Source organism: Streptomyces bambusae (genome assembly GCF_019400985.1).
GTDB lineage: Bacteria > Actinomycetota > Actinomycetes > Streptomycetales > Streptomycetaceae > Streptomyces > Streptomyces bambusae_A.
The window spans coordinates 1-23,112 of the sequence record NZ_WTFF01000052.1; the positions used below are offsets into that span (position 1 = coordinate 1).

Sequence of the window (23,112 nt, forward strand, 5' to 3'; positions counted from 1 at the left end):
CCCCGGCGCCGCGCGGGCTCGGCGGGTTCGGCCCACCGGTCGGCGGGTTCGGCCCACCGGTCCGACGCACTCGCACTCCGGCCGTTCTCGCCGTTCTCGATCAAGACCAAGCTGGGCGTGCTCATCGTCGTCTCGGTCTTCATCACGACCGGCCTGCTGCTCGTCGCCCTGCGTACGGAGACCGAGCTGCGCTTCATCACGGTCTTCTCGGTGATCGCCTCGATGCTGATCACCCAGTTCGTGGCGCACAGCCTGACGGCGCCGCTGGACGACATGATCAGGGTCGCCCGGTCGATCTCGCACGGCGACTACACCCGGCGGGTGCGCGGCGCCGGGCGCCGGGACGAGCTCGGCGACCTGGCCGCCACCATCAATCTGATGGCGGACGACCTGGAGGCCGTCGACCGGCACCGCAAGGAGCTGGTCGCCAACGTCTCGCACGAGCTGCGCACGCCCATCGCGGCGCTGCGCGCGGTGCTGGAGAACGTGGTGGACGGGGTCTCCGCGGCCGACCCCGAGACCATGCGGACCATGCTCAGGAAGACCGAGCGGCTGGGCCGGCTGGTCGAGACCCTGCTGGACCTGTCCCGGCTGGACAACGGCGTGGTCCCGCTGAAGGCGCGCCGCTTCGAGGTGTGGCCGTACCTGTCCGGGGTGCTGAAGGAGTCCGGGCTGGCCGCGGCCGGCCGGCCGGGGCTGGCCTCCGGCTCGGGCGGGCACACCCGCAACGACGTCCACCTGCACCTGGACGTGTTCCCCTCCGACCTGACCGCGCACGCGGACGCGGAGCGGCTGCACCAGGTGGTCGCCAACCTGATCGACAACGCGGTCAAGCACAGCCCGCCCCACGGCCGGGTCACCGTGCGCGCCCGCGGCGGCGGGGCGCCGGGGAGCCTGACCCTGGAGGTGCTCGACGAGGGCCCCGGCATACCGCAGGCCGAGTGGCACCGGGTCTTCGAGCGGTTCAACCGCGGCAGCGGCGGCACCACCGGCGACGGCGGCACCGGGCTGGGCCTGGCCATCGCCCGCTGGGCGGTCGGGCTGCACGGCGGTGACATCCGCGTGGCCGAATCGTCACGGGGTTGCCGAATCCTTGTCACCCTTCCGGGAGTCCCGCAGGCAGGCTCTTGACGTAGGGTTCGGAGGGGAAGGAGATGATCTCGGCCACATGTGCCGGGATCCGTCTAGGGGTGCGAAGCCAGGGGGCCGCAACCACGGTCACCCCTACCCGAACCCCGCTTGTTTCCCGCCATTCCCCCTGGTGAAACCCGCCGTTCGATGTGACCTGCGCGACGTAAGTCCCGCCCCGCCTGCATCCGACCGCCGGAGAGGCGTAGCCTTTATTCCCGCTGTCCATACCTTGTGAAGCGGAAGAGGGCGGTTGCCGCCGTGTCGCCACAGTCCCCCAGTAACTCGAGCACCACGACCGAAGCAGCAGAGGGCGGGAAGAACCCTGCCTCAGGCTTCGGCGCCAATGAGTGGCTCGTCGACGAGATCTATCAGCAGTACCTCCAGGACCCGAACTCGGTCGACCGGGCCTGGTGGGACTTCTTCGCCGACTACAAGCCGGGGGGCGCTGCCGCTCCGGTGACGACGGAGAAGACGACGCCGGACGGCGCCTCCGCACAGGCCGCCGCCACCAGCGCCGCCCCGCAGGCCGCCAAGGCTCCGCAGGCCACCGTCGCCGCCGCCGCGGGGGCGGCCGGCGCCACAGCCTCCGCGGCCTCCGCGCCCACGCCCGTGTCAGCTCCTGCCCCTGCTCCTGCCACTCCCTCTGGTGCCCCTGCTGTGACTGTCACCCCCCAGGCCCCGGCCGCCGCTCCGGCCGCGCCTGCCCCTCAGGCCGCCGTTCCGGCCGCCACCACCCCGGCCCAGAAGTCCGCGCCCGCGACCGAGGCCGCCGCCGGCCCCGAGCTCGTGACGCTCCGCGGCCCGGCCGCGGCGGTCGCCAAGAACATGAACGCCTCCCTGGACGTGCCGACGGCCACCTCGGTCCGCGCCGTCCCGGTGAAGCTGCTGTTCGACAACCGGATCGTGATCAACAACCACCTCAAGCGCGCCCGGGGCGGGAAGATCTCCTTCACGCACCTGATCGGCTACGCGATGGTGCAGGCGATCAAGGCCATGCCGTCGATGAACTACTCCTTCCAGGAGAAGGACGGCAAGCCCACCCTGGTCAAGCCGGAGCACGTGAACTTCGGCCTCGCGATCGACCTGGTCAAGCCCAACGGCGACCGCCAGCTCGTCGTCGCGGGCATCAAGAAGGCCGAGACCCTCGACTTCTTCCAGTTCTGGCAGGCCTACGAGGACATCGTCCGCCGCGCCCGCGTCGGCAAGCTGACGATGGACGACTTCACCGGCGTCACGGTCTCCCTGACCAACCCGGGCGGCCTCGGCACCGTCCACTCCGTGCCCCGCCTGATGCCCGGACAGTCGGTCATCATGGGCGTCGGCTCCATGGACTACCCCGCCGAGTTCCAGGGCACCTCCCAGGACACCCTGAACAAGCTGGGCATCTCCAAGGTCATGACCCTGACCTCGACCTACGACCACCGGGTCATCCAGGGCGCGGCCTCCGGCGAGTTCCTGCGCATCGTCGCGAACCTCCTGCTCGGCGAGAACGGCTTCTACGACGAGGTCTTCGAGTCGCTGCGCATCCCGTACGAGCCGGTCCGCTGGCTCCGGGACATCGACGCCAGCCACGACGACGACGTCACCAAGGCCGCGCGCGTCTTCGAGCTGATCCACTCCTACCGGGTCCGCGGCCACGTCATGGCCGACACCGACCCGCTGGAGTACAAGCAGCGCAAGCACCCCGACCTCGACATCACCGAGCACGGCCTCACCCTGTGGGACCTGGAGCGCGAGTTCGCGGTCGGCGGCTTCGCCGGCAAGTCGATGATGAAGCTGCGCGACATCCTCGGCGTGCTGCGCGACTCGTACTGCCGCACCACCGGCATCGAGTTCATGCACATCCAGGACCCCAAGCAGCGCAAGTGGATCCAGGACCGCATCGAGCGCCCGCACAGCAAGCCGGAGCGCGAGGAGCAGCTGCGCATCCTGCGCCGCCTGAACGCCGCCGAGGCCTTCGAGACCTTCCTGCAGACGAAGTACGTCGGCCAGAAGCGCTTCTCCCTGGAGGGCGGCGAGTCCGTCATCCCGCTCCTGGACGCCGTCATCGACTCCGCCGCCGAGGCCCGCCTCGACGAGGTCGTCATCGGCATGGCCCACCGCGGCCGCCTGAACGTCCTGGCGAACATCGTCGGCAAGTCGTACGCGCAGATCTTCCGCGAGTTCGAGGGCAACCTCGACCCGAAGTCCATGCACGGCTCCGGCGACGTGAAGTACCACCTGGGCGCCAACGGCACCTTCACGGGCCTGGACGGCGAGCAGATCAAGGTCTCGCTGGTCGCCAACCCCTCCCACCTGGAGGCCGTCGACCCGGTCCTGGAGGGTGTCGCCCGCGCCAAGCAGGACGTCATCAACAAGGGCGGCACGGACTTCACCGTCCTGCCGGTCGCCCTGCACGGTGACGCGGCCTTCGCCGGCCAGGGTGTCGTCGCCGAGACCCTGAACATGTCGCAGCTGCGCGGCTACCGCACCGGCGGCACGGTCCACGTCGTCATCAACAACCAGGTCGGCTTCACGGCGGCGCCGGAGTCCTCCCGCTCCTCCATGTACGCGACCGACGTGGCCCGCATGATCGAGGCGCCGATCTTCCACGTCAACGGCGACGACCCGGAGGCGGTCGTCCGTGTTGCCCGTCTGGCCTTCGAGTTCCGCCAGGCGTTCAACAAGGACGTCGTCATCGACCTCATCTGCTACCGCCGCCGCGGTCACAACGAGTCGGACAACCCGGCGTTCACGCAGCCGCTGATGTACGACCTGATCGACAAGAAGCGCTCGGTGCGCAAGCTGTACACCGAGTCCCTCATCGGTCGCGGCGACATCACCCTGGAAGAGGCCGAGCAGGCCCTGCAGGACTTCCAGGGCCAGCTGGAGAAGGTCTTCGCGGAGGTCCGCGAGGCCGCCGCGCAGCCGGCCGTCGGCACCCCGGCTCCGGTCGAGCAGGGCGAGTTCCCGGTGGCCGTGGACACCGCGGTCTCCATGGAGGTCGTCAAGCGCATCGCCGAGTCGCAGGTCAGCATCCCGGAGGGCGTCACCGTCCACCCGCGTCTGCTGCCGCAGCTCCAGCGCCGCGCCGCGATGATCGACGACGGCACGATCGACTGGGGCATGGGCGAGACCCTGGCCTTCGGTTCGCTGCTGATGGAGGGCACCCCGGTCCGGCTGTCCGGCCAGGACTCCCGCCGCGGTACGTTCGGCCAGCGCCACGCGGTCCTCATCGACCGGCAGACCGGCGAGGACTACACCCCGCTGCTGTACCTGGGCGACGACCAGGCCCGCTTCAACGTCTACGACTCGCTGCTCTCCGAGTACGCGGCGATGGGCTTCGAGTACGGCTACTCGCTGGCCCGCCCGGACGCGCTCGTGCTCTGGGAGGCGCAGTTCGGTGACTTCGTCAACGGCGCGCAGACGGTGGTGGACGAGTTCATCTCCTCGGCGGAGCAGAAGTGGGGCCAGACAAGCGGCGTCACCCTCCTCCTCCCCCACGGCTACGAGGGCCAGGGCCCGGACCACAGCTCCGCCCGCCCGGAGCGGTTCCTGCAGCTCTGCGCCCAGAACAACATGACGGTCGCGATGCCCACGCTCCCGTCGAACTACTTCCACCTGCTGCGCTGGCAGGTTCACAACCCGCACCACAAGCCGCTCATCGTCTTCACCCCGAAGTCGATGCTGCGTCTGAAGGCGGCGGCGTCGAACGCGGACGAGTTCACGAGCGGCGGATTCCGTCCGGTCATCGGCGACTCCACGGTGGACCCGAGCGCCGTGCGCAAGGTCGTCTTCTGCGCGGGCAAGGTCTACTACGACCTGGAGGCCGAGCGGGAGAAGCGCGGCATCACGGACACGGCCATCATCCGCATCGAGCGCCTGTACCCGCTGCCGGGTGCCGAGCTCCAGGCGGAGATCGCCAAGTACCCGAACGCGGCGAAGTACATCTGGGCCCAGGAGGAGCCGGCGAACCAGGGTGCCTGGCCGTTCATCGCGCTCAACCTGATCGACCACCTGGACCTGGCCGTCGGCGCCGACATCCCGGCGGGCGAGCGCCTGCGCCGCATCTCGCGGCCGCACGGCTCGTCCCCGGCGGTCGGCTCCGCGAAGCGCCACCAGGCGGAGCAGGCCCAGCTGGTCGCCGAGGTCTTCGAGGCGTAACCACCAACCGCCTCCGGCCCGGCCGGAACCACGCCGAAGCCCGGCCCCCCAGGTGGGAGCCGGGCTTCCGGCGTGCGCGGGGGATCCGGCACGGCTGCGGGCGGGCTACCGCTGCGCGGGGCTCTTTCCCCACCCCGCCCCTTCCCGAAACTGGGGGCTGCGCCCCCAGACCCCCGGACGTGCGCTTCGCGCCCGTTGCGCTCAAACGCCGCGCGGGCTGGAATGTGCCGCTGCGCGGCATATCCAGCCGCAGCACTATCCAGCCCCGCCGGCGTTTGAGGCGCGGGGTCTGGGGCGGAGCCCCAGTTCGGGAAGGGGCGGGTAGGGGAATGGCTCCGCGCAGCGGAACCCGCAGCCAGGCCTACGGCTGTGGCTCGAAGTCCCAGTAGGGCCTGATCCGCTGCCGCGCCGACACCGTGTGCACATGCTGCGTGCCCAGCGTCCGCACCAACGCCTTCAGCGCATGATCCTCATGCTTCGCCGCCTCCTCCCCCTGCTGCCGCATCGCCCGCAGATCCGCCGCCAACGCGGTATGCGCACTCAGCGCCATCGGATGATCGGGCCCGAGCACCTGCTCGACGGTCCGCAGCGTCCGCCGGCTCAGCTCCAGCGCATCGTCCAGCCGCTCCGTGAAGCTCCGGCAGCCCGCCGCGTTCAGCGCACACCCCAGCGTCCACGGATGCCGCTCGCCCAGCGCCCCCCGCATCCCCACCAGCGCCTGCTCGCACAGGCTGAACGCCGCCTCCCGCTCGCCCTGCGCGCGCAGCACCAGCCCCAGGTTCCCGACCGTGCCGATGCTGTACGGGTGGGCCAGGCCCAGCTGCGCCTGGTAGCCGCGTACGACGTCCTCGGAGATCCGCCGGGCCTCCTCGACGTCGCCGTACTCGCGCAGGTACGTGGCGAAGTCCGAGGCCACCATCAGCGTCCACGGGTAGTCCGCCCCGAACACCCGCGTCGCCCGCTCCCACACGGCGCGCAGCCGCGCCCCCGCGCCCGGGATGTCGCCCAGGCGGCGCAGGCACATGCCCAGGTTGTGCTCCGCGCGCAGGGTCTGCGGGTGGTTCAGGCCGAGGACCTGGGTGTTCAGGCGCAGGCCCTGCTCCTGCCGGGTCTGCGCCTCGCGGTAGCGGCCCATCAGCCGCAGTCCCATGGCGCAGGCGATGCCGGAGGACAGGGTCGAGATGTGCTGCGGCCGCAGCACCCGCTCGCGCCGCCGCAGCGTGTCCAGGTCCAGGTCGTACGCCTCCTGGTACCGCCCGAGCAGCCGGTACGTGGCGGCCAGGTTGTTGCCGGCGTTGAGGGTGGTGGGGTGGTCCTCGCCGAGGAGTTCGCGGTACGCGTCGAGGCCCTGCTCGAAGAGCCGCCGGGCCTGCTCGAACTTGGCGATGCACAGCAGTACGCCGCCGTACGCGCTGGTGGCCCGCAGGGTCTCCAGGTCGCGGTCGCCGCGCTCGGCGAGTACCTGGTCGGCGACGGCCTTGGTGAGGATCTCGGCCCGCCGGAAGAGGCCGAGGTTGCGCAGCGCTCCGCCGTACTGGTAGCTGAGCTCGCGCACCTTCTCGTGGTCGTCGCCGAGCCGGGCCCGCCAGTGGTGGTCGGTCGCCTCGCACAGTCGCAGGCAGGTGCGGTACTCCCCGGCCAGGACCAGGTAGCGCAGGCACTGCAGCAGGAAGGTCTGGATGCGCGCGTTGGAGCTGGTCAGCACCCCCGCGGTCTCCAGGTGCGGGATGAGTTCGGCGTAGCGCGGCCACTGCCGGGAGTCGGAGGGGCGGCCGGGGTCGGCGGCCGCGAGCACCTGCCGGACGGCGCGGGCGAGTGGCGCTGCCTCGGCCTCGGAGAGGTTGTCGCGGACGATGCCGTGCACCATGCGGTGCAGCTGTACGGTCTCCAGCCCGCCGCCGCCCTCCTCGACGGCGAGGTCGGAGTACTCCAGGCGGACCACGGAGAACTGCACGAGCTTGTTCAGGGCGGCGTTCCACCGGATCTGGTCGTTGATCAGCCCGGCGAGCTGCTCGGGCACGTCGTCGGCGGGGAACTCGCGCAGCAGGCGCAGCGGTACCGGGCCGGGCGCGAAAAACACGAACAGCCGGAGCAGGGCGAGGGCGTCGGGGAAGTTCTCCCGGACGTTGTTGAGGAGTATCGCCAGGGCGGTGGGGAAGGGCAGCGGGTAGTCGTCGGAGACGGTGACCGCCTCCCGGGAGTCCAGCCGGCGCTGGAGCAGGCCCAGGTAGTCGCCGACGGTCAGCGGGGAGTCGGCGAGCCAGCCGGCGGTCTGGTCGAGGGCGAGGGGGTAGTCCTCCAGGGCCTCGGCGAGCTGGTCGGCCTCGTCGCCGGTGAGCCTGCGGGCCCGGCGCCGGATGAAGGTGATGGACTCGGGGCGGGCGTAGAGGGGGACTTCGATCAGGCTGGTGTGCCGGGAGGCCCATTCGCGGTTGCGCGAGGTGATGATCACGTCGCCGCCGCCGGAGGGGAGCAGGTCCGACAGGTCGTCCGGGTTGTCGCACCCGTCGAAGATCATCAGCCAGCGGTTGTACGGGGTGCCGCGGCGCAGCGCTTCGAGGACGGCCCGGATCTGCTCGCCGTAGCTTCCGGCGCCGCGCGGCAGGCCGAGGGCCGGGGCGAGGTCGGCGAGCCGTTCGCGCAGGGTGGGCCGGTCCGCGGCGGGCACCCACCAGACCACGTCGTACTCGGAGGCGAAGCGGTACGCGTACTCGGTGGCGACCTGGGTCTTGCCGACGCCGGAGAGCCCGAGGAGGGTGACGGTCGAGGCGCCGGCCGGGGCCTCGACCAGAGCCTCGCGCAGCTGGCCGATGACGTCGTTGCGGCCGGTGAAACGGGGGTTGCGGCGCGGGACGCGGCCCCAGATCTCGGGCGGGTCGTTGGGGAAGCGGGGGCCGCGGCGGCCGGTCTCGGTGCCGATCCGGTCGGTGGGCAGGTCCAGCCGGCGCAGCACGCGGTACTCGGCCTCGTACGCGTCCAGCCCCCACAGGTCGGTGGCCTCCAGGGCGGCGACGGCGGTGGGCAGCGGGGCGTCGGTCAGGCTCACGGCGGCGAACCGGTCGGGGTGGTCGAACGTGACCGCGCGGATCGCGCTGTTCCAGTCGTCCTCGGAGTGGGTGCCCAGCGAGAAGTAGCGCTCGCTGAGCACCAGCAGCACCTTGCCGCCACTGAGGGCGAGGTCCTCCATGGCCTCGGTGAGCGAGGGGCTGCGCTGCGGGTCCCAGCGCTGGAGGGCCACCCGGTGGCCGTGCTCCTCCAGGCGGTGTGCGATCCACACGGCCCAGGGGCGGTTGAAGCCGGCGAAGCTGATGACGAAGCGCTGGGGGGCGGCGGGGAAGCCGTACGGGGAGGCGTACGGGGCGGCGGGGGCCGGGGCGGGGAACGGGGCGGGGAACGGGAAAGGATCGCGCGCACGACCGCGGTCGCGGTCGGAGGCGCGGCCGGGGTCGCGGTCGGGATCGCGGTCGCGGTCGGGATCGCGGTCGCGGTCCAGGCGGCTGGAGGTCATGCGTGCCGTCTCCCTGTGCTCGTGGCAGTGGACGGGACGTCGTGGGGGAAGGTATGTCGTGGGGCGCGCGGGCGGCACGACGGAGGTGACGCGGAGGTGACGCGGTGTGTTGCCACGGTAGCGCAGCCGCCACCGGTTCATCCCGGTGCGGACGCGGCGAGTTCGGGGTGTGCCGCGCACCAGTCGCGGCGTTCGCGGTCCACGGCGCGGCGGGCCGTGGCGTGCTGGTCGCCGGGCGGCGGGAGCTCGTCCATGCGGCGCTCGGCCGCGACCATGGCCTCGACGAACTGCCGCCCGGTCCGGGTGAGTTGCGGCTCGCCGCGGAGCACGGGGAGCACGGCGGCGACCTGGGCGCGGCAGCGGGCGTGCTGGGCCCAGGCGCCGCGGGCCCCGTAGAGGGCGGCGCGCTGCCAGTAGCCGGCCAGGGCCAGGTGGGCGTACGTACCGTGCAGCAGCCCCTCCAGGGGGCGGGGGTCGATCCGCCAGGGGGCCCAGTAGCGGGGGGTGCGGTCGGCCGTGTGGAACGTGAGCAGGTCGCCGAGGGCGGCCAGCTTGCCGTGCTGGACCTCGTGCACGAGGGTCGCGGCGAGCGCGGGCGGCGCCTGGCCGCGTACCAGTACCGAGCCGGCGGCGGCGGGCAGCGTGGCCCCGCTGGACCGGGACCCGCCGGCCAGCGGCACGACGCTGCGCAGCAGCTCCCGGACCTCCTCGGCGCGGGCGGTGTCGTACCGCTCCAGGAGGGTCAGGGCGCCGGTCCACTGGGTGTCCCACCGCTTGTGCCCGCGCGGTGTGAGCCGGCGGGCGGCGCGTACGGGGGCTCCGGCGGCGGCGCGGTAGGGGTCGAGGTCGTCCAGCGCGGTCGTCCCGCCGGGGAGCTGGTGCAGGACCAGGCAGGCCGGGTCCTCGGGGTCCCAGGAACCGTCGGACAGCGTGACCGGCCCCGGCCGCTCGGGGCGCAGCACCCCGAGGGTGGGCAGCACGACCCGCCCGTGGCTGGCCCGCAGCGTGGTCTTGAACGTCACCCCGGCCCGCAGCGCGGCCGCCACGGCCAGGGCCCCGAGGTGCCCGAGGTCGGGCGCGGGGCCGCGGCGGGCGTGCAGCCGGCGCAGGGTCTCCTCGGCCCAGACCCCGGTGGAGGGATAGTGCAGCACGTCGTGGACGGCACGGGGGTCGCGCCGCTCGGCCTCTTCGAGCAGGGCCCAGTGGGCGTGCGTCCGGGGGCCCGGGTCGGCATCGAGCACGGCCCGCAGGAGCAGCAGCCGCTTGGACCACCGCAGATCCCGCACGAGCCGGGTCCCTTCGGGGGAGGGCTCGCTGGAGGCGAGCTCGCCCAGCAGGGCGGCGGTGACCCGGAACCGGGGCAGCGGGGCGGCGGCGACCGCCGCCGCCGGGCGGGGGGCGGGCAGGGATACGGACGGCGGGGCGGGGGACGGCACGGCAGGAACGGGCAGGGCAGGGGACGGCTCCGTCCCCGCCGGCCCCGTCACGAGGCCGCCTCGGCGTCGGGGACGGTAGGGGCGGTAGAGGCGACAGGGACAGTAGGAGCAGGATGGGCAGGATGGAGGGGTTGCACCTGCTGGGCCAGGGAATCGGCGACATACCGCACGAGCCGCTCCAGATCGGCGCAGTACACGGACGGCTGCCGGAACCCGGCCCCGTCCCGATACCGATGGGGATAGTGCCCGCCCCCGCACACCCGCACCACCGGACACCGCCGGCACTCCCCGGCCAGCCCGTCGACCCCCAACTGCCGTGCCACGAACCCGGGATGCCCGATCAGCTCATCCATCGAGTGGCTGCGCACGTCCATCCCGGTCCGCGCGGCCCCGTCGTACGCGGACTTGAGCGAATCCGCCTGCTCCAGGCTCCCGTCGGTCTCGATGACGGCCGTGGTGGCCGGCGCCAGCCCCAGCGTCTCGGTCGCGGCGGGCAGCCCGAGCAGCAGGGCGATGATCTCCTCGAACACCCGTATCCGCGTGCGCCGCACCGGCTCGTTCCACCACCGTTCGAACACGGCGATGAGCCAGTCGGCGTAGGGGGTGGCGGCGGAGCCCGGATGCCGTCCCGGCGGCGGATTGCTCCAGTTCCCGAGCGGCAGCAGCAGCGCGACACTGGGCGGCCGAAAGGCGAGCAACGACTCATAGGTCTCGACGGGATCCTGCTGGAGATCCACGACGGTCAGCACCCCGGCAAACGCCTCGGGCCGCCGCGCGAGCAACCGCAGCCCCCGCGCCGCGGCGGGAAACCCGGCCCGCCCGCCCCGATCCACCCGCCGCCGATTGTGCCGCGCAAGCCCCCCGTCAAGGCTCACCCCGACCCGAATCCCGGCGGCCGCGAGCGCATCGACGCGATGCGCCGTCAACAAGGTCCCATTGGTCTGCACACTGGCGGTCACGCTCGTCCCCGGCGACTGCCTCCCCACGGCCGCCCGCACGGCCCGAACAGGCGCGATGAGCTCCTGATCCCCCGCCAACAACGGCTCACCACCGTGCAGCACGACATCGACGCGACCGAGTCGATGGGCCGCGGCATGCTCGGCAATCCGCTCGGCGGCCACCCGTACGGTCCCGGCCGCCATGACCGCGGGCTGCTCCCGCCACCCGCGGTCCCCCATCTCGTAGACGTAGCAGTAACGACAGGCGAGATTGCACCGACTCCGCACCTTGAACACGAACTGCCGCAAGGGCTGGGCGCGATGCCCGCCGGCCCTCAGCCCTGCCGCATCCACCTCCCCGTACGGCCACGGCGCCCGCACCCGATGCACGTCGAGAGGCCCGGGAAGGGACGTCGGCGCAGGCAGCACGGGCAGAGACAAGGACAGAGACGTCGACGCAGGCACGGACAGAGATACATGCACAGGTTCGGGCAGCCCGGCATCCCACCTGTTCATGTGCCTCATCGCCGGTTCCTCCCGCTGCGGACTGTCCATCCCTGCCCGGCCGACGACCACCCCTAACGGCGGAAAAGAGTCAATCAACCCCGGAGTCAAAGGCGTTGAGCACCTCGGCCGGCCGCAACACCCGCTCCACCAGCCCCTCGATCACCTCGGCCAGCACGGGATGCCCAACCCCCCTCAACTCGGACAACCCCCACCCCGACACATCAGGCAACTCCCCCGCACAAGCCCTCACAACACCCCGCCCACCCTCGATCCCCATCCCCTCCCCTTGCCCGGCACCTCGGAAGGAGAAACGATGCCCTGATCCAGCCCGGAGGAATCCGAACGCCCACCGCCCGGGAGGGGCCCCTCCCGCACCAACTCCTCTCACGAGCCGTCGCCCTCGGTCGAAGCTGCATCACGTTCGTCCGCCACGAGCCCTTTGAGGAACGCGTTCCTACGCCAGTCCGGTTCGACAGCCGACACGTGCTCGATCACAGCCGGCGAAACACGCCCACCCAGATTGCACAGAGCCAGGGTCAGACAGTCGATCGTGGCGGTGTCCGTCGGGTCAGTGGCGAGCAAGGCTCGCTCAATCGGCCCGGCCGCCGCCTCGATCCCCGCTGCGGACAGCGACAACGCGCCCGTGTACAGCGGCTGTCCCCGCTCCCCCAGAGCCTCCATGAGATCGGGCACCCCGACGGAACTCCCCATGTCCAACAGGACCGAAGCCGACATCAGCCGCAGGTCCGCATCCTGGGCCTCCCGGTACACGCGCTCAACCGCCGGCACGGCAAGTGACCCGAACCGCCCGATCCGCTCAAAGACGAGAAACCTCACATCCTCGTCCTGCACCGCCACGTCAGCGACCCGATCAACGAGTTCAGCCACACACCGCGCGAGTTCCTCCACCGAGCGGATGCACGTCGCGATCTCGCAAGACTCCAGCCCTACGACAGCCCCCGCGAAGCGCTGGACCAGCCCAGCCTTCTCCACGTCACGCACCACTCTCTGCTCACCATCCACCCCGAGCCCCCTGCCCCGATCCACCGCCCCACAGCACAGCCCGGATTGCTCATTTTGTCTCCGAAACGCCGTCCGCTTCCTGCTCGCCCAGAAGTCAACGGTCAAAAGACAGTCTGCCGCTCGCGAACCGCAACCCGCCCTCCGCGGCTACGTCCAGGCGCAGCCGCTTGAACCTGAGCGAGTGCCGGAACACCCGGCCCCGGCCCCGGTCCGCACTGGCGCCCTGGATGACGACGGCAAGACCGTACTGGCCCCGCCTGAGGCGGACATCTCGGTCGGCCTTCGCGGCTGCCTGCACCACGCGCACCACCCGCACCACAACCAGGAGATGCACCGCCTGACCGGCTTGGACAAGACGGCGCACGAGCACGCGCTCACCGCTCCGACGCCCAGCTGCTCGCACAGAACACCGTGTTCTCTGTCCACCTGGTGATGGACAACGCTGAGCCCCCGCCCTTCACCATGGCAGCCGGGCGCGTCGACGGTCACCACCGCGCCGTGACCAGATCCAACTCGCAGCGCCTCCTGTGCACATGAAGGCCTCTCAGTGAAGAATCAGCGACTGCAGTAACTCCAATACCAAGCAAGAGATTCGATCGCTTCGTTCGAGAGCTCCGGACGTTCTTCACGAAGCGCCTCTTCAACAGCATCGGCAGCGGCGTCGTACCCCAGGTGCCTGAACCGATTGCCGATCGAAAGCGTACGATCCTTCAAATTCTCAATCCGACTCAACAGTTCCGACGCCACCGCGGCCTGATAGGCGGCAAAGAGCGCCTTCTCACCTCGCTCCCAAAACATCCCCCGGCGATCCGAGAAATAAATGGCGATGGCCGATGAGAGCTGCTCATTCATCTCAAGTTCCCGTCTCACGATTGTCGAAACCGTGTCAGGCTCCACCACTCCACCCGGCAGGACAACATGCACCCGCCCTGAGGCGCTGGCGGCACATCATGCAGACGTGAATGGCAACACTTCTGCCGAAGTCTGCGAAATGCCGCCAAAGATCCACTATGCCCACACACCGCCGCCCATTCGCTTCCGACGAACCGCATGGCCAACATCAGCCTTTCGGGTTCCTTCTGAGTCGATGAGGTGAGGCAGCCTCGGAAGTCGTTGGACTCAGAATCGACCGCCAGGCCTGGGCATTTCAGGATCCAAACCGAGTCTCGCTTTCACGACAATCCAGTTAATATCCAGCAGCCCTTCTCCAATGCTGCCGTCACGAACAGCAGCCGCACCCACATCGTCGACCCTTTCATAAATGAAGGCAAGTTCGGATTCGATCGATTCAGGACCCTCGGAAGCATCCGGATCCACGCCGTCGAGATAACAGCGCCAAACATTGACAGACACCACCGGATCTCCCCCCTGAGGGGAAATCCCAATCCGCCACTCCCCCCTTTCCCGCGTTAGATGAACTTCACAGTCGCCCCGGCGAAACCGCAACAGAATATTCTGGAATCCATCCGCTTCACGCTCCTCCCCGAAGGAAAAACCGTGCCCCAAAAGCCAGCTGGACAGGGGCTCAACCCAGGCCGTCTCCACCGACATCACCTACACCCCAGGGGTTAACGCATCCCGTGCTCCACCCTGCACACTCACCTGCTCGAATGCAGCCGGGAGAAGCTTGCGCCCATGGACCGCTTCATCCGAAAGTCCCGGGCGCGCCGCACACATCGCCCCTTAAACGGCATCGGCAGCGGCCACATACGCCAGGCACTTGAACTAGTTTCCGATCGAGAACGTTTCAGCAGAATTCACCGATGCGATAGAAGATCAGAAATTTCCGACGCCCCAGTACCAAGCAAGTGCAGCGATCACCTCGCTAGAAAGCTGAGGGTATTCACGATGCATCGCCTCAGCCACCATCGCCTCCGCAGAGTCTAAACTCAGCGTGGGGAACTGCTCACCAATCTCAAAGGTACGCTCAATCATCCCATCTATCTGAGAAATTAGTTCGGCACCCAGCTCAGGACCGAATGACTCCAGCAACAGTTTCCGACCTCGCTCTTCGACCAGAATTCGGCGGTCCGAGAAATATAGAACAATGGCCGATGACAACTGGTCATCCATGCCGTTTCCCTCACCTCCAAGCAAAGGGGAGATTTACACCCCATCATCTACTGAAAAGTACCGACTTGATGCCAGTTCGAGGGTCGAGGCTGAGGATTCTCGTTACATTCGGATTCTCCATGAGGGTCGGAAACTCAATGGTGCTCCAAACGGTACCCGGTCTCGTTCGCCCCCCAGGCAATATGACGTGCACCTCCCCTGAAGCGCCGGCTGCGTAGCGTGCAGAGAGCAGGGACCACGCCTCGAACGAGTCCGCACTGTTGCGGTTGATGCTTGGCATTGACACGCCCCGCGCTTGCATTAACCCTTCCAGGGTTTCACCCCCCCCCCTTACCTTCTTGGTGGCCACGCAATGGGGCGCCCGGCCTCCGGAGTTGGCATGACTGTCTCCCCCTGTCGAACGCATGGCCTGGGGGGCTTCGCGCTGGTGGGGAACGCCTGGAGTTGCAAGCCTGCGGTCGCATCACAGAGCGAGCTCTGCCCTTCGCGCAGCCCTACGCGGAATCCTCAGCCCGCCGATATCGAGCAGGTCCCGGGCTTGCCATCCCGTCTCGCTCGGTCTCATGGGCCGACGCCAACTCCGCGATTGGGCGGCCTCGGTGGATCCTCAACTCGCAATATTTCCTCGTTCATTGTCCGCGTCGACTCCATGAGAACGTTGACTTCTTCGTGCGTCATCGTCTCCTCAGCGATTACAAAAAGTCCAGTACCATGTCAGAGAATCGACAGCCTCCTTCGACAGTTCCGGATACACCTGACTCAGCTCCCCTCTGACGGAGTCTGCGGCGGCAATCAGTTCCAGGTGGCGAAATTTCTTGCCGATGACGAAAGAACGCTCGACCAACTTCTCGATTTCACTCACGAGCTCAGCACACTGGGAAGCCTCGAACGTGGCAGAAAGCAGCTTCCTGCCCTGCTCCTTAACCACCCCTCGGCGATCCGAAAAATACAGAACAATGGCCGATGAAAGCCGGTCTTCCATCTCTCAGTCCTTATTTTAGAGACGCGTCGCACTATGGCGACACTCGCGTCACCTGCGATAGATCACCTGCGTTGCGCCGGTCTGCGCATCCACCCTCACGACACTCGTGACATTCGGATTTGCCATTAGCGTTGGAAACTCAATCGTGTTCCACACGGTACGGGATTCCAGCTCACCAGCAGGGAGGATGACGCGAACACGCCCCGAAGCTGCTGCGGCATATCGACCAGAGAGCATCGCCCACCCTTCCGAAATATCGGCATCCAAGGGGTCGAAATCGGGCATGGGAACGCCGCGAGAAGTTGTCAGAGTCTCCAGCGTCTCACCCCCTGCTTCGCGAGCAATAGCCGCAGCATGGTCTTGATCAACTCCTGACCAGAAAAACGCTTGATCAGAGCCCGAGGACACGTCCGCCTTCGCCGCGATGCTGCAAGCCGTATTGTGGACGAGAACGGCTGCGTTCTCCAGGGCCACGTAGTACGTGTGGAAGTCGTCGACCGTGAGGTTGGTGGTGGTGACGGCGTAGGGGTAGTTGCGGACGGCCTGGACCGTGAGGGTGGCGCCGTTGGGCTGGCGGAGTTGTTCGCCGACCTTGATCTCACCGGTGTCGACCCACTGCTGGCGGGTCTCGCTCCACGAGGGGTGGTGGTAGGTGGAGGTGATGACCGGCGGCGGGCCGCGGGGGTTGGCGTCGTCGGTCAGGGTGAGGTCGGTGAACTCCTTGTCGTCCGGCGTGGTGATGGTCGCCGTGACCTCCTTCGGAGCGGTCACGCCCGTCTGGGGGTCGGTCGCCATGACCTTGTCGCCGACCTGGACGTCCTCCATGGCCTTCGTGGTGCCATCGGCCATGAGGACATGAGTGCCGGTCGGGAAGCTGTTCAGCTTGCAGGCGGGAGCGCCGCCCTCGGAACCGCTGCCACCGCGGGACTCGGCACTGGCGGACTGGGTTTCGGTGTCGGCCTCGCTTCTGCTGGATTTGGAGTCTGTTCCTGGGCTGTCGCCCTCCGACTTGGAGCCGGCTTTCTCCTTGGCCGCCTTGGCTGCCTTCGCTTCGGCCTCTCGGGCTTCGGCGATGGCCTTCTTGCTGCGACTGAGGGCCTCGGCCGCGCGGGAGGCGTTGCGTTCGGCGGCGTGGACGGCGTCGTAGGCCTTGTTGAGCTCCTTGTAGATCTTGTAGGCCTTGATGCCGATCTTGATCGCCTTGACGATCTTGCCCCAGGGGACTGCGTTCAGCGCTGTGTTGATGCAGGCCATGACGTCACCCTTGGTGAAGCAGTCGCGGGCGTCGTTGTAGCCGATCAGGTCACCGATGAGTTCGACGACTTCGTGCTTTAGTTGTTCGGTCCGCTGCTTGGCCTTGGTGACCTGGTTATTGGCGTTGTTGTAGTCATCCTCGGGGGTTGGGCCGGCGCCGTTGCCTTCCTTTTCCCATCCGTCGCTGCTGTGGCCCGGATTGCTGATCTTGTTCGAGTGGCTGTCGTAGCTGCAGCTGGAGAAGTTGTCGCAGTAGTCCTTCATGCCGCTGGGGTCGGCCCTGTTGATAGGGCTGTTGCTGGAGTACGCGTACGCGTTCCACTGCTGCGGGTCGCCCGGGTCGATGATCGGGTCCGGGCTGATGAAGCGGGCCGTCGTCGGGTCGTACTCGCGGGCGCCCAGGAGGGTGAAGCCCGTGGACTTCTCCTTCGTGCCGCCCACGAAGCCCTTGTCGCCCGCCCAGGCGCCCGGAGCCGGCGCCGCGCCTCGTTCGTTGCCGAAGGGGTCCGAGTGGCGGCGGACGTGGGAGAGGTCCGTTGCGTTGAACTGGACGCCGCCCGTGCCGTGGTGGTCCGAACCCTGGTAGGCCAGGGTCGAGGTGCCGCCCGTGGTGGTGCGGGTGACGGAGAGGCCGCCGGGGGCCGCGTACGTGCGGACGTTGGAGACCTTGCCCGTGGCGGTGTCCAGGGTGATCTGGTCGCTGCCCAGGTTGAGCGTGGTGCTGCCCGGGTCGCGGCGGATCAGCTGGTTGCCGCCCGTGTCGTAGAGGTAGCTCGTGCCCGCGCTCTCACCCGTGCCGGTGATCTTGTCGAGTTTGCCCTGGCTGTTCCAGGTCAGGGTCTTGGTGCCCGGGGTGCTGGTGACGGAGGCGGTGTTGCCGCTCGCGTCGTACGTGTACGACGTGACCTTCGTGCCCGTGGCGGCGCTTGTCTCCGTGGAGGTCATCAGCGCGTGCGGGCCGCCCGTGCCGCCGCCCGTCCTGGGGTCGGTGGAGGGGGTGTTGGGGCCGGTGCCGAAGGTCTGGGTGACCGTGACGTCCTTCGACGCGTTGCCCGTGGTGTCCTTGCGGACCAGCTTCGTGCGGTTGCCCAGCTTGTCGTACTCGTACTGCTGCCAGTACGGGGCCGGGCCGCCCACGCTCGGCTTGCCCGTGCCGTCCACCGCCGGGCCGCCGGCGTTGGCGCAGCCGCCGATGCCGCGGACCGAGGGCTGCGGGGCCGTGGTCTGGGTGCCGGTGTCGGTCCAGGCCTGGGTGAGGCGGCCGAGGTAGTCGTGAGTGAAGCACTGCAGGTCGCGGGCCGCGCCGTCCTGGGTGTTGCCGATCGAGGTTAGCTGGCCGACCTGGTTGTAGGTGTAGTCGACGACGTCGACGCTCGCGGTCGCGGACGTCTGCTTGTCCAGGATCGAACGGATCGGCCTGCCTGTGCCGGCGTCGTAGTCGACCGTGGAGACCACCTGGCGATTCGTGCCGCCGACCGTGGTGCGAATGGTGCGGCCGTACGGGTCGTAGCGCAGGTCCACGACGTAGGGGACTTCCGTGAAGCCGATCGTGCCGTTGAGTGACGTCGGGTTGCCCAGGATGTCGGTGCCGAAAGCCAGCGTCTCTGCCGCGAGGCCGGCCTTGGGGATCGGCGGCAACTGCGTCGACTGCAGCTGTCCGTAGGGCGAGTAGGTGTTCTTCGTCTCGTACGTGCCGGCCAGTTCCTTCTCAGCGGCCGGGATGGTCACCTTACTGCCGAGCGGGCGGTAGCCGCCGTCGTAACCGGTGGTTTCGGTGACATAGGCCTGACCGGAGGCCCCGCCGGTGTAGCGGGTGCTGCTGCTGGGCTTGCCGAGTGCCTTCGTGTCGTACGTGAAGCCGGCGACCTGCTTGGCCGGGTCGACGGCCGTGCCTTCGTACGTCGCGACCGTGCGGCCCAGGATGTCGGTCACCGTCGTGGCACTCTTGCCGCGAGCGTCAGTGGCCGTGACCTGGTTCTTGGTGTCGTCGTAGACGGTGGTGCCGGTGCCGGCGTCCGGGTCGGTCGTCTTGACCGTGCGTCCGAGGAGGTCGTAGGTGAAGGTCCACTCGTTGCCGGCGGAGTCCTTGCGCCACAGCTCCTTGCCCTGGGCGTTGTAGCCGTACGTCGTCTCGTCGTACGGGCCCGTGGGCGTGTTGGTCTTGTACTGGCGCAGTGCCACCCGCTGGCCCATGCCGTCGGTGAGGGAGGCTGAGGCGAAGCCGCCGCTCGGCGGGATGGAGCGGACCTCGTCCGCGCCCGGGTACTCGGTCCGCGAGCGCCACTGCTCCACGCCGTACGACTGGAAGACCGAGGCGGTCGGGCGGCCCAGGCCGTCGAAGACCTGGTACGTCTGGGAGGGAATCTTGCTGTCCGGCTGAACCCCTCCGTTGGGCAGGAACAGGGCTCCGCCCGGGACGGCCTCGTCGTTGTAGTAGGCGGCGCTCGTCTTCACCTGGCGGCCGTGGGAATCGAACAGCGCATCGGTGATGAGCCGGCCCTTGGCACCTGACGCAGTACCTGCCTGCGTCTGGCGGACCCGGCCAATGCCGTCGTAGATGGTGTAGTTCGAGGTGTACGTCTTGCCGTCGCTCATGAGCGCCTGGCTCAAGACCGTCGACGGGGCGCTCGTGCCGTTCATCCCGTACGAGAACGTGCGGACCGGCTTGAAGCCCTTGGTGCGCTCCTGGCCGGGCTGCCAGACGTTGACGATGCGGCCGAAGGCGTCGTACTCGCGCTCCGCGACGTGGTTGTTCTCGTCGGTCGTCTTCAGGGGCAGGGAGCGGCCGGTGTCGACGGTGTTGACGGTCTTCCAGCCCAGCGGGTTGGTGTGGGTGACCTGGGTGGGAAGGGCGCCGGTCGCAGGGGTGTACTCGGTCTTGGTGACCGCGCCGCCGGGGTGGGCGGCGTCCTTGCGGGTGTGGTTGGTGGTGCTGGTGACGCGGCCGTACGCGTCGTACGTCGAGGTGGCGTTGAGGCGGTAGTGGGCGGTGCCGAAGCCGTCGTAGCGTTCCAGGACTTCGGTGCCGGTCTGGTCGGCGGTGGTGCCGGTCTGGCCGAGGGGGAGGTTGTCGAAGTAGGTGCGGGTGTCGCCGACCGTGTTCGTCTTCGTCGGAGTCTGGCCGCAAGTGCCCGACAGGATCAGGGTGCGGGAGACGTGAGGGGTGGGCGCGCCGCCGGGGGCGGTGGCGTACTCGAAGGTGGTGCACAGGCGTTGGTCGGGGCGTGAGGTGTCGGCCCAGTCGTCGACCTGGAGGGGGCGGGTGGCGAGGGTGTTGTCGTAGGTGGAGGTGCGCTCGCTGGTGCGCCAGGTGCCGTTCGCCAGCCTGGCGCGGCTGGTCACCTTGGCCGTGTTCATGGCGCGGGCCGTGATGGGCGGCATGCCGCCGGACTGGGCGCGGGTCGCGGTGATCGCGCCGAGCCAGGGTGTGGAGACCTCGTCGGCCACGACCTGCCCGCCGTCGCCGTCGTAGGTCTGGGTCTGGCGGACGAAGCCGGAGAGGGGCTCCTCGTCCTTGATCGTGCCGCCCTGGGTGTCTGCCACCTCCACGCTGCGCTTGCTGCCGTTGGCGAGGGTGTCGCCGTCCATGCCGCGCAGGAAGGTGGCGACGGACTTGGTGCGGGGGCCGTCGCTGCCGGTGCCGGTGCGGGTGGTGACGGTGGCGAAGCCGCGGAACTGGTCCCAGGTGCGGGTCTTGGGGTCGGTGAACTCGGAGTCGTTGCGGTGCCAGGCGATGCCGCCGCCGTACTCGTAGTCGGTGACGGTGGAGACCTGGCCGGCCACCAGGTCCTGCTGGGTGATGGACTGGACGACGACCTTGTGGAACCAGTCGTTGACCGGGTCCGGGTAGGACTGGCCGGGCAGGTACCACTTCACCGGCATGCAGGCCATCGTGTTGGCGTCCTCGGACGCCGGCATGCGGTTCTGCAGGCGCGAGCACTCGGGGGCCTTGTAGACGACGTTGATCCGGCCGCCGGTCTCGGTCGTGATCGCCTGGATGCGCGGGCGGTGGTACGGCGGCGCGGAGGCCTCGGTGCCGTCGGGGCGCTTGACGACGCCGTCGACGCGGTTGGGGATCTGCAGCGGCTGGAAGAAGACGGCGGGGAGGGTGATCGGGGTCTTGCCGTTGGAGCCGGTGCGCTGGACGGAGTCCAGCCACAGGGTCGGGGAGGTGCCATCGCCCGGGTCCTGGAAGGACTGGTTCAGGGTGTAGGAGTCGACCGTGCGGTAGTTCGTGCCGTCCAGGATTTCGGTGTCGATCTTGGTGACGCGCTTGGTGGTGAAGTACGTCGGGGAGAGGTTCAGGCACTGGCCGGTGGCCGCGCACTCCTGGTCGACCGGGGTGTCGGGCCAGGACTTCGCGTTCGCCTTCGTGCGCTGGGACGGGTCGCAGGTGACGGTGCCCGACGCGAAGCAGCGCTCGGCCGTACGCAGCCACACCTGGGCGGCGGGCTTGGCCGCGCCCTTGGCGGCGATCTGGTCGGGCAGGCGCTGGCCGTAGCCGATCCAGGTCGGGTAGGAACCGCGCTGGTAGGCGGTCGGGGTGCCGTTGCCGTCGTTCTGGCCACCGCCGCGGGCGTAGTGGTTGCCCTCCTGCTCGTAGCGGTACTGAAGCAGGTTCTGGTGCGGGTCCACGACGAAGTCGAGGTTCCACTGCCAGCCCATCTGCACCCACGAGCCGTTCGCGGGGGTGTCGGCGCCGAGGCACTTGTCCTGGCCGCTGTTGAAGTAGACGGGCACGGTGGAGACGGACTTGGCCTCGGGGTCGGTGCCGTCGCCGCCGGGCAGGCGGTTGGCACCGAAGTAGTACTGGGTGCCGTCGGTCGTGGTGACCTTGAAGCCCTCGCCCTTCCAGGCGGAGTTGCGCTGCCCGGTCAGCCGCTCGATCTTCGTGCCGTCCTCACCCTGGAGGCGGTAGACGCAGCTGTTGTCGTCACGGACGATCTGACCCGCGTGACCGGCCAGGTTCAGGGACAGGATGTCCCCCGCCCAGCACTCGTCACCCGAGTCCTTGATCCCGGCGTCCTTGCAGGACTTGTACGTACGGGAGATCGAGCCGGGGTGCCAGTCCCAGCCCTCGCCGAAGACACCGGCCTGGGCATTGGTGGAGGCGGTCCGGCCGTCGATCGAGGAGGAGTCGTAGCCCAGGCCAAGGCTCGGGACCGGGCCGGCGATGGTGGAGGGCAGCTCGACGGTGTAGCCGTAAGTGAAGTTCGCGGCGTTCGAGCCGGCCTGCCAGGACGCGGAGGGCAGCAGCGGGGTCGCGGTGAAGTCGCCGCTGGCACCGGACGGGCCGGGCTCGACGGCGAGGGCCAGCGACTCGGTGGCGAGCATCTGCGGGACCGTGGCGGACGCCGACTTCTCGCCCGGCTTCCCACCAGACTTCCCGTCGGCCAAAGGCTTCGGCAGGCCGGCCGCCGGGCTCTTCGGTACGTCGACCTCGGCGACCAGGCGTCCGGAGCCGTCGCGGTGGGACGGGACGGGAGTCCGCTGGGTACAGCCCTGCGCACCCGGGGTGGTCAGCGCGCAGGCCGGCAGGCGGACCAGCCGGGCCCGGTCGGCCCAGTTGGCACCGGCAGACTTGGCCCAGGCGGTGATGTCGATGCCGACCTGGACTTTGCCTGCGGGCGTGGTGCCGGCGGTGTCAGTCAGAGCGACGAGTGCACCGTTGACGCCGGCGGCGCGGGTCCGCTCGGCGTCCTTGACCTCGACGTGCAGCGTGCTGTCGCTGCCGCCGGAGCCCACAACGCGTCTCGACAGGGGCGCAGGATCGTTTGCAGAGTTCCCGGATGCGACCCAAATTGGCAATTCTCCGGCGCGTTTCGCCCCGCCCTCAGGAGGCGTTTGCCCCGTCATCGCGGACCGGAGGGTCACCGCCTCCGCGCCAACCGGAGCCTCCACCCCCGTAGGCGTTGTCCAATTTCGCCCGCTCAGGGTTTGTTGCGCCGGCAGCTTCGCATTCGAGCCCTTTACGGGCCTAGCGGCAGGCAATGGCGTATTCGGCGGCACCCATACCTTCGGCGCTGCTCCCGCAGCCTCAACAGCAGGCAGACCAAGGCCCGACGCAAGAACGGCGAACGCTGCAGCGACCGCCATGCGCGAGCGACCGGTACGCCA

The 23,112-nt window shown here is 69.1% G+C and carries 13 protein-coding genes; 3 read left to right on the forward strand and 10 right to left on the reverse strand.

Annotated features, from left to right (window positions below; translation table 11 throughout):
* The first annotated feature begins 99 nt into the window (after positions 1-99).
* Positions 100-1,131 (forward strand): HAMP domain-containing sensor histidine kinase, encoded by a 1,032-nt coding sequence (locus GPJ59_RS10465; protein ID WP_219666290.1) that lies wholly within the window; start codon positions 100-102, stop codon positions 1,129-1,131.
* 258 nt (positions 1,132-1,389) lie between these two features.
* Positions 1,390-5,274: a multifunctional oxoglutarate decarboxylase/oxoglutarate dehydrogenase thiamine pyrophosphate-binding subunit/dihydrolipoyllysine-residue succinyltransferase subunit gene (locus GPJ59_RS10470; protein WP_219666264.1), complete on the forward strand. Its 3,885-nt coding sequence runs from the start codon at positions 1,390-1,392 to the stop codon at positions 5,272-5,274.
* A 361-nt stretch (positions 5,275-5,635) separates the two neighbouring features.
* Here GPJ59_RS10470 and fxsT read toward each other — a convergent pair whose 3' ends face one another.
* The 5 genes from fxsT to GPJ59_RS10495 all read right to left on the reverse strand — a co-directional run bounded on the left by fxsT (position 5,636) and on the right by GPJ59_RS10495 (position 12,668).
* Complete coding sequence (gene fxsT, locus GPJ59_RS10475; protein WP_258024178.1) at positions 5,636-8,782, reverse strand: FxSxx-COOH system tetratricopeptide repeat protein; 3,147 nt, start codon at positions 8,780-8,782, stop codon at positions 5,636-5,638.
* 137 nt (positions 8,783-8,919) lie between these two features.
* Complete coding sequence (locus tag GPJ59_RS10480) at positions 8,920-10,218, reverse strand: aKG-HExxH-type peptide beta-hydroxylase (protein ID WP_308120229.1); 1,299 nt, start codon at positions 10,216-10,218, stop codon at positions 8,920-8,922.
* A gap of 47 nt (positions 10,219-10,265) precedes the next feature.
* Entirely contained in the window at positions 10,266-11,510 is a 1,245-nt protein-coding gene (locus GPJ59_RS10485; protein WP_308120230.1) for an FxsB family cyclophane-forming radical SAM/SPASM peptide maturase, read from the reverse strand.
* 241 nt (positions 11,511-11,751) lie between these two features.
* Positions 11,752-11,940 (reverse strand): FxSxx-COOH cyclophane-containing RiPP peptide, encoded by a 189-nt coding sequence (fxsA, locus tag GPJ59_RS10490; RefSeq protein ID WP_219666265.1) that lies wholly within the window; start codon positions 11,938-11,940, stop codon positions 11,752-11,754.
* Between the two features lie 107 nt (positions 11,941-12,047).
* Positions 12,048-12,668, reverse strand: a complete 621-nt coding sequence (locus GPJ59_RS10495) for a hypothetical protein (RefSeq protein WP_219666267.1) — start codon at positions 12,666-12,668, stop codon at positions 12,048-12,050.
* Positions 12,669-12,867: 199 nt separating this feature from the next.
* On the opposite strand from GPJ59_RS10495, the gene GPJ59_RS10500 reads away from it, so the two are divergent.
* Positions 12,868-13,119 (forward strand): hypothetical protein, encoded by a 252-nt coding sequence (locus GPJ59_RS10500; RefSeq protein ID WP_219666269.1) that lies wholly within the window; start codon positions 12,868-12,870, stop codon positions 13,117-13,119.
* A gap of 122 nt (positions 13,120-13,241) precedes the next feature.
* On the opposite strand, the gene GPJ59_RS10505 is transcribed toward GPJ59_RS10500, so the two are convergent.
* From GPJ59_RS10505 to GPJ59_RS38450, 5 genes are all read right to left on the reverse strand, one after another.
* Entirely contained in the window at positions 13,242-13,538 is a 297-nt protein-coding gene (locus tag GPJ59_RS10505) for a hypothetical protein (RefSeq protein WP_219666271.1), read from the reverse strand.
* 267 nt (positions 13,539-13,805) lie between these two features.
* Complete coding sequence (locus GPJ59_RS10510; RefSeq protein WP_219666273.1) at positions 13,806-14,237, reverse strand: hypothetical protein; 432 nt, start codon at positions 14,235-14,237, stop codon at positions 13,806-13,808.
* Positions 14,238-14,462: 225 nt separating this feature from the next.
* The gene (locus tag GPJ59_RS10515; protein ID WP_219666280.1) at positions 14,463-14,759 is read right to left on the reverse strand and encodes a hypothetical protein; all 297 of its coding nucleotides are present in this window, start codon (positions 14,757-14,759) and stop codon (positions 14,463-14,465) included.
* A 685-nt stretch (positions 14,760-15,444) separates the two neighbouring features.
* Positions 15,445-15,741: a hypothetical protein gene (locus tag GPJ59_RS10520; RefSeq protein WP_219666282.1), complete on the reverse strand. Its 297-nt coding sequence runs from the start codon at positions 15,739-15,741 to the stop codon at positions 15,445-15,447.
* 48 nt (positions 15,742-15,789) lie between these two features.
* A complete protein-coding gene (locus tag GPJ59_RS38450; protein WP_219666283.1) occupies positions 15,790-22,740 on the reverse strand; it encodes a polymorphic toxin-type HINT domain-containing protein in 6,951 nt (2,316 codons plus the stop codon).
* Between the last annotated feature and the right edge of the window lie 372 nt (positions 22,741-23,112).

Bases quoted from the DNA above. Each gene is read 5' to 3' on its own strand.
- fxsT (WP_258024178.1), bottom strand. From the start codon at position 8,782: ATGACCTCCAGCCGCCTGGACCGCGACCGCGATCCCGACCGCGACCGC.
- fxsA (WP_219666265.1), bottom strand. From the start codon at position 11,940: ATGGGGATCGAGGGTGGGCGGGGTGTTGTGAGGGCTTGTGCGGGGGAG.
- GPJ59_RS10505 (WP_219666271.1), bottom strand. From the start codon at position 13,538: ATGAATGAGCAGCTCTCATCGGCCATCGCCATTTATTTCTCGGATCGC.
- GPJ59_RS10510 (WP_219666273.1), bottom strand. From the start codon at position 14,237: ATGTCGGTGGAGACGGCCTGGGTTGAGCCCCTGTCCAGCTGGCTTTTG.
- GPJ59_RS10515 (WP_219666280.1), bottom strand. From the start codon at position 14,759: ATGGATGACCAGTTGTCATCGGCCATTGTTCTATATTTCTCGGACCGC.
- GPJ59_RS10520 (WP_219666282.1), bottom strand. From the start codon at position 15,741: ATGGAAGACCGGCTTTCATCGGCCATTGTTCTGTATTTTTCGGATCGC.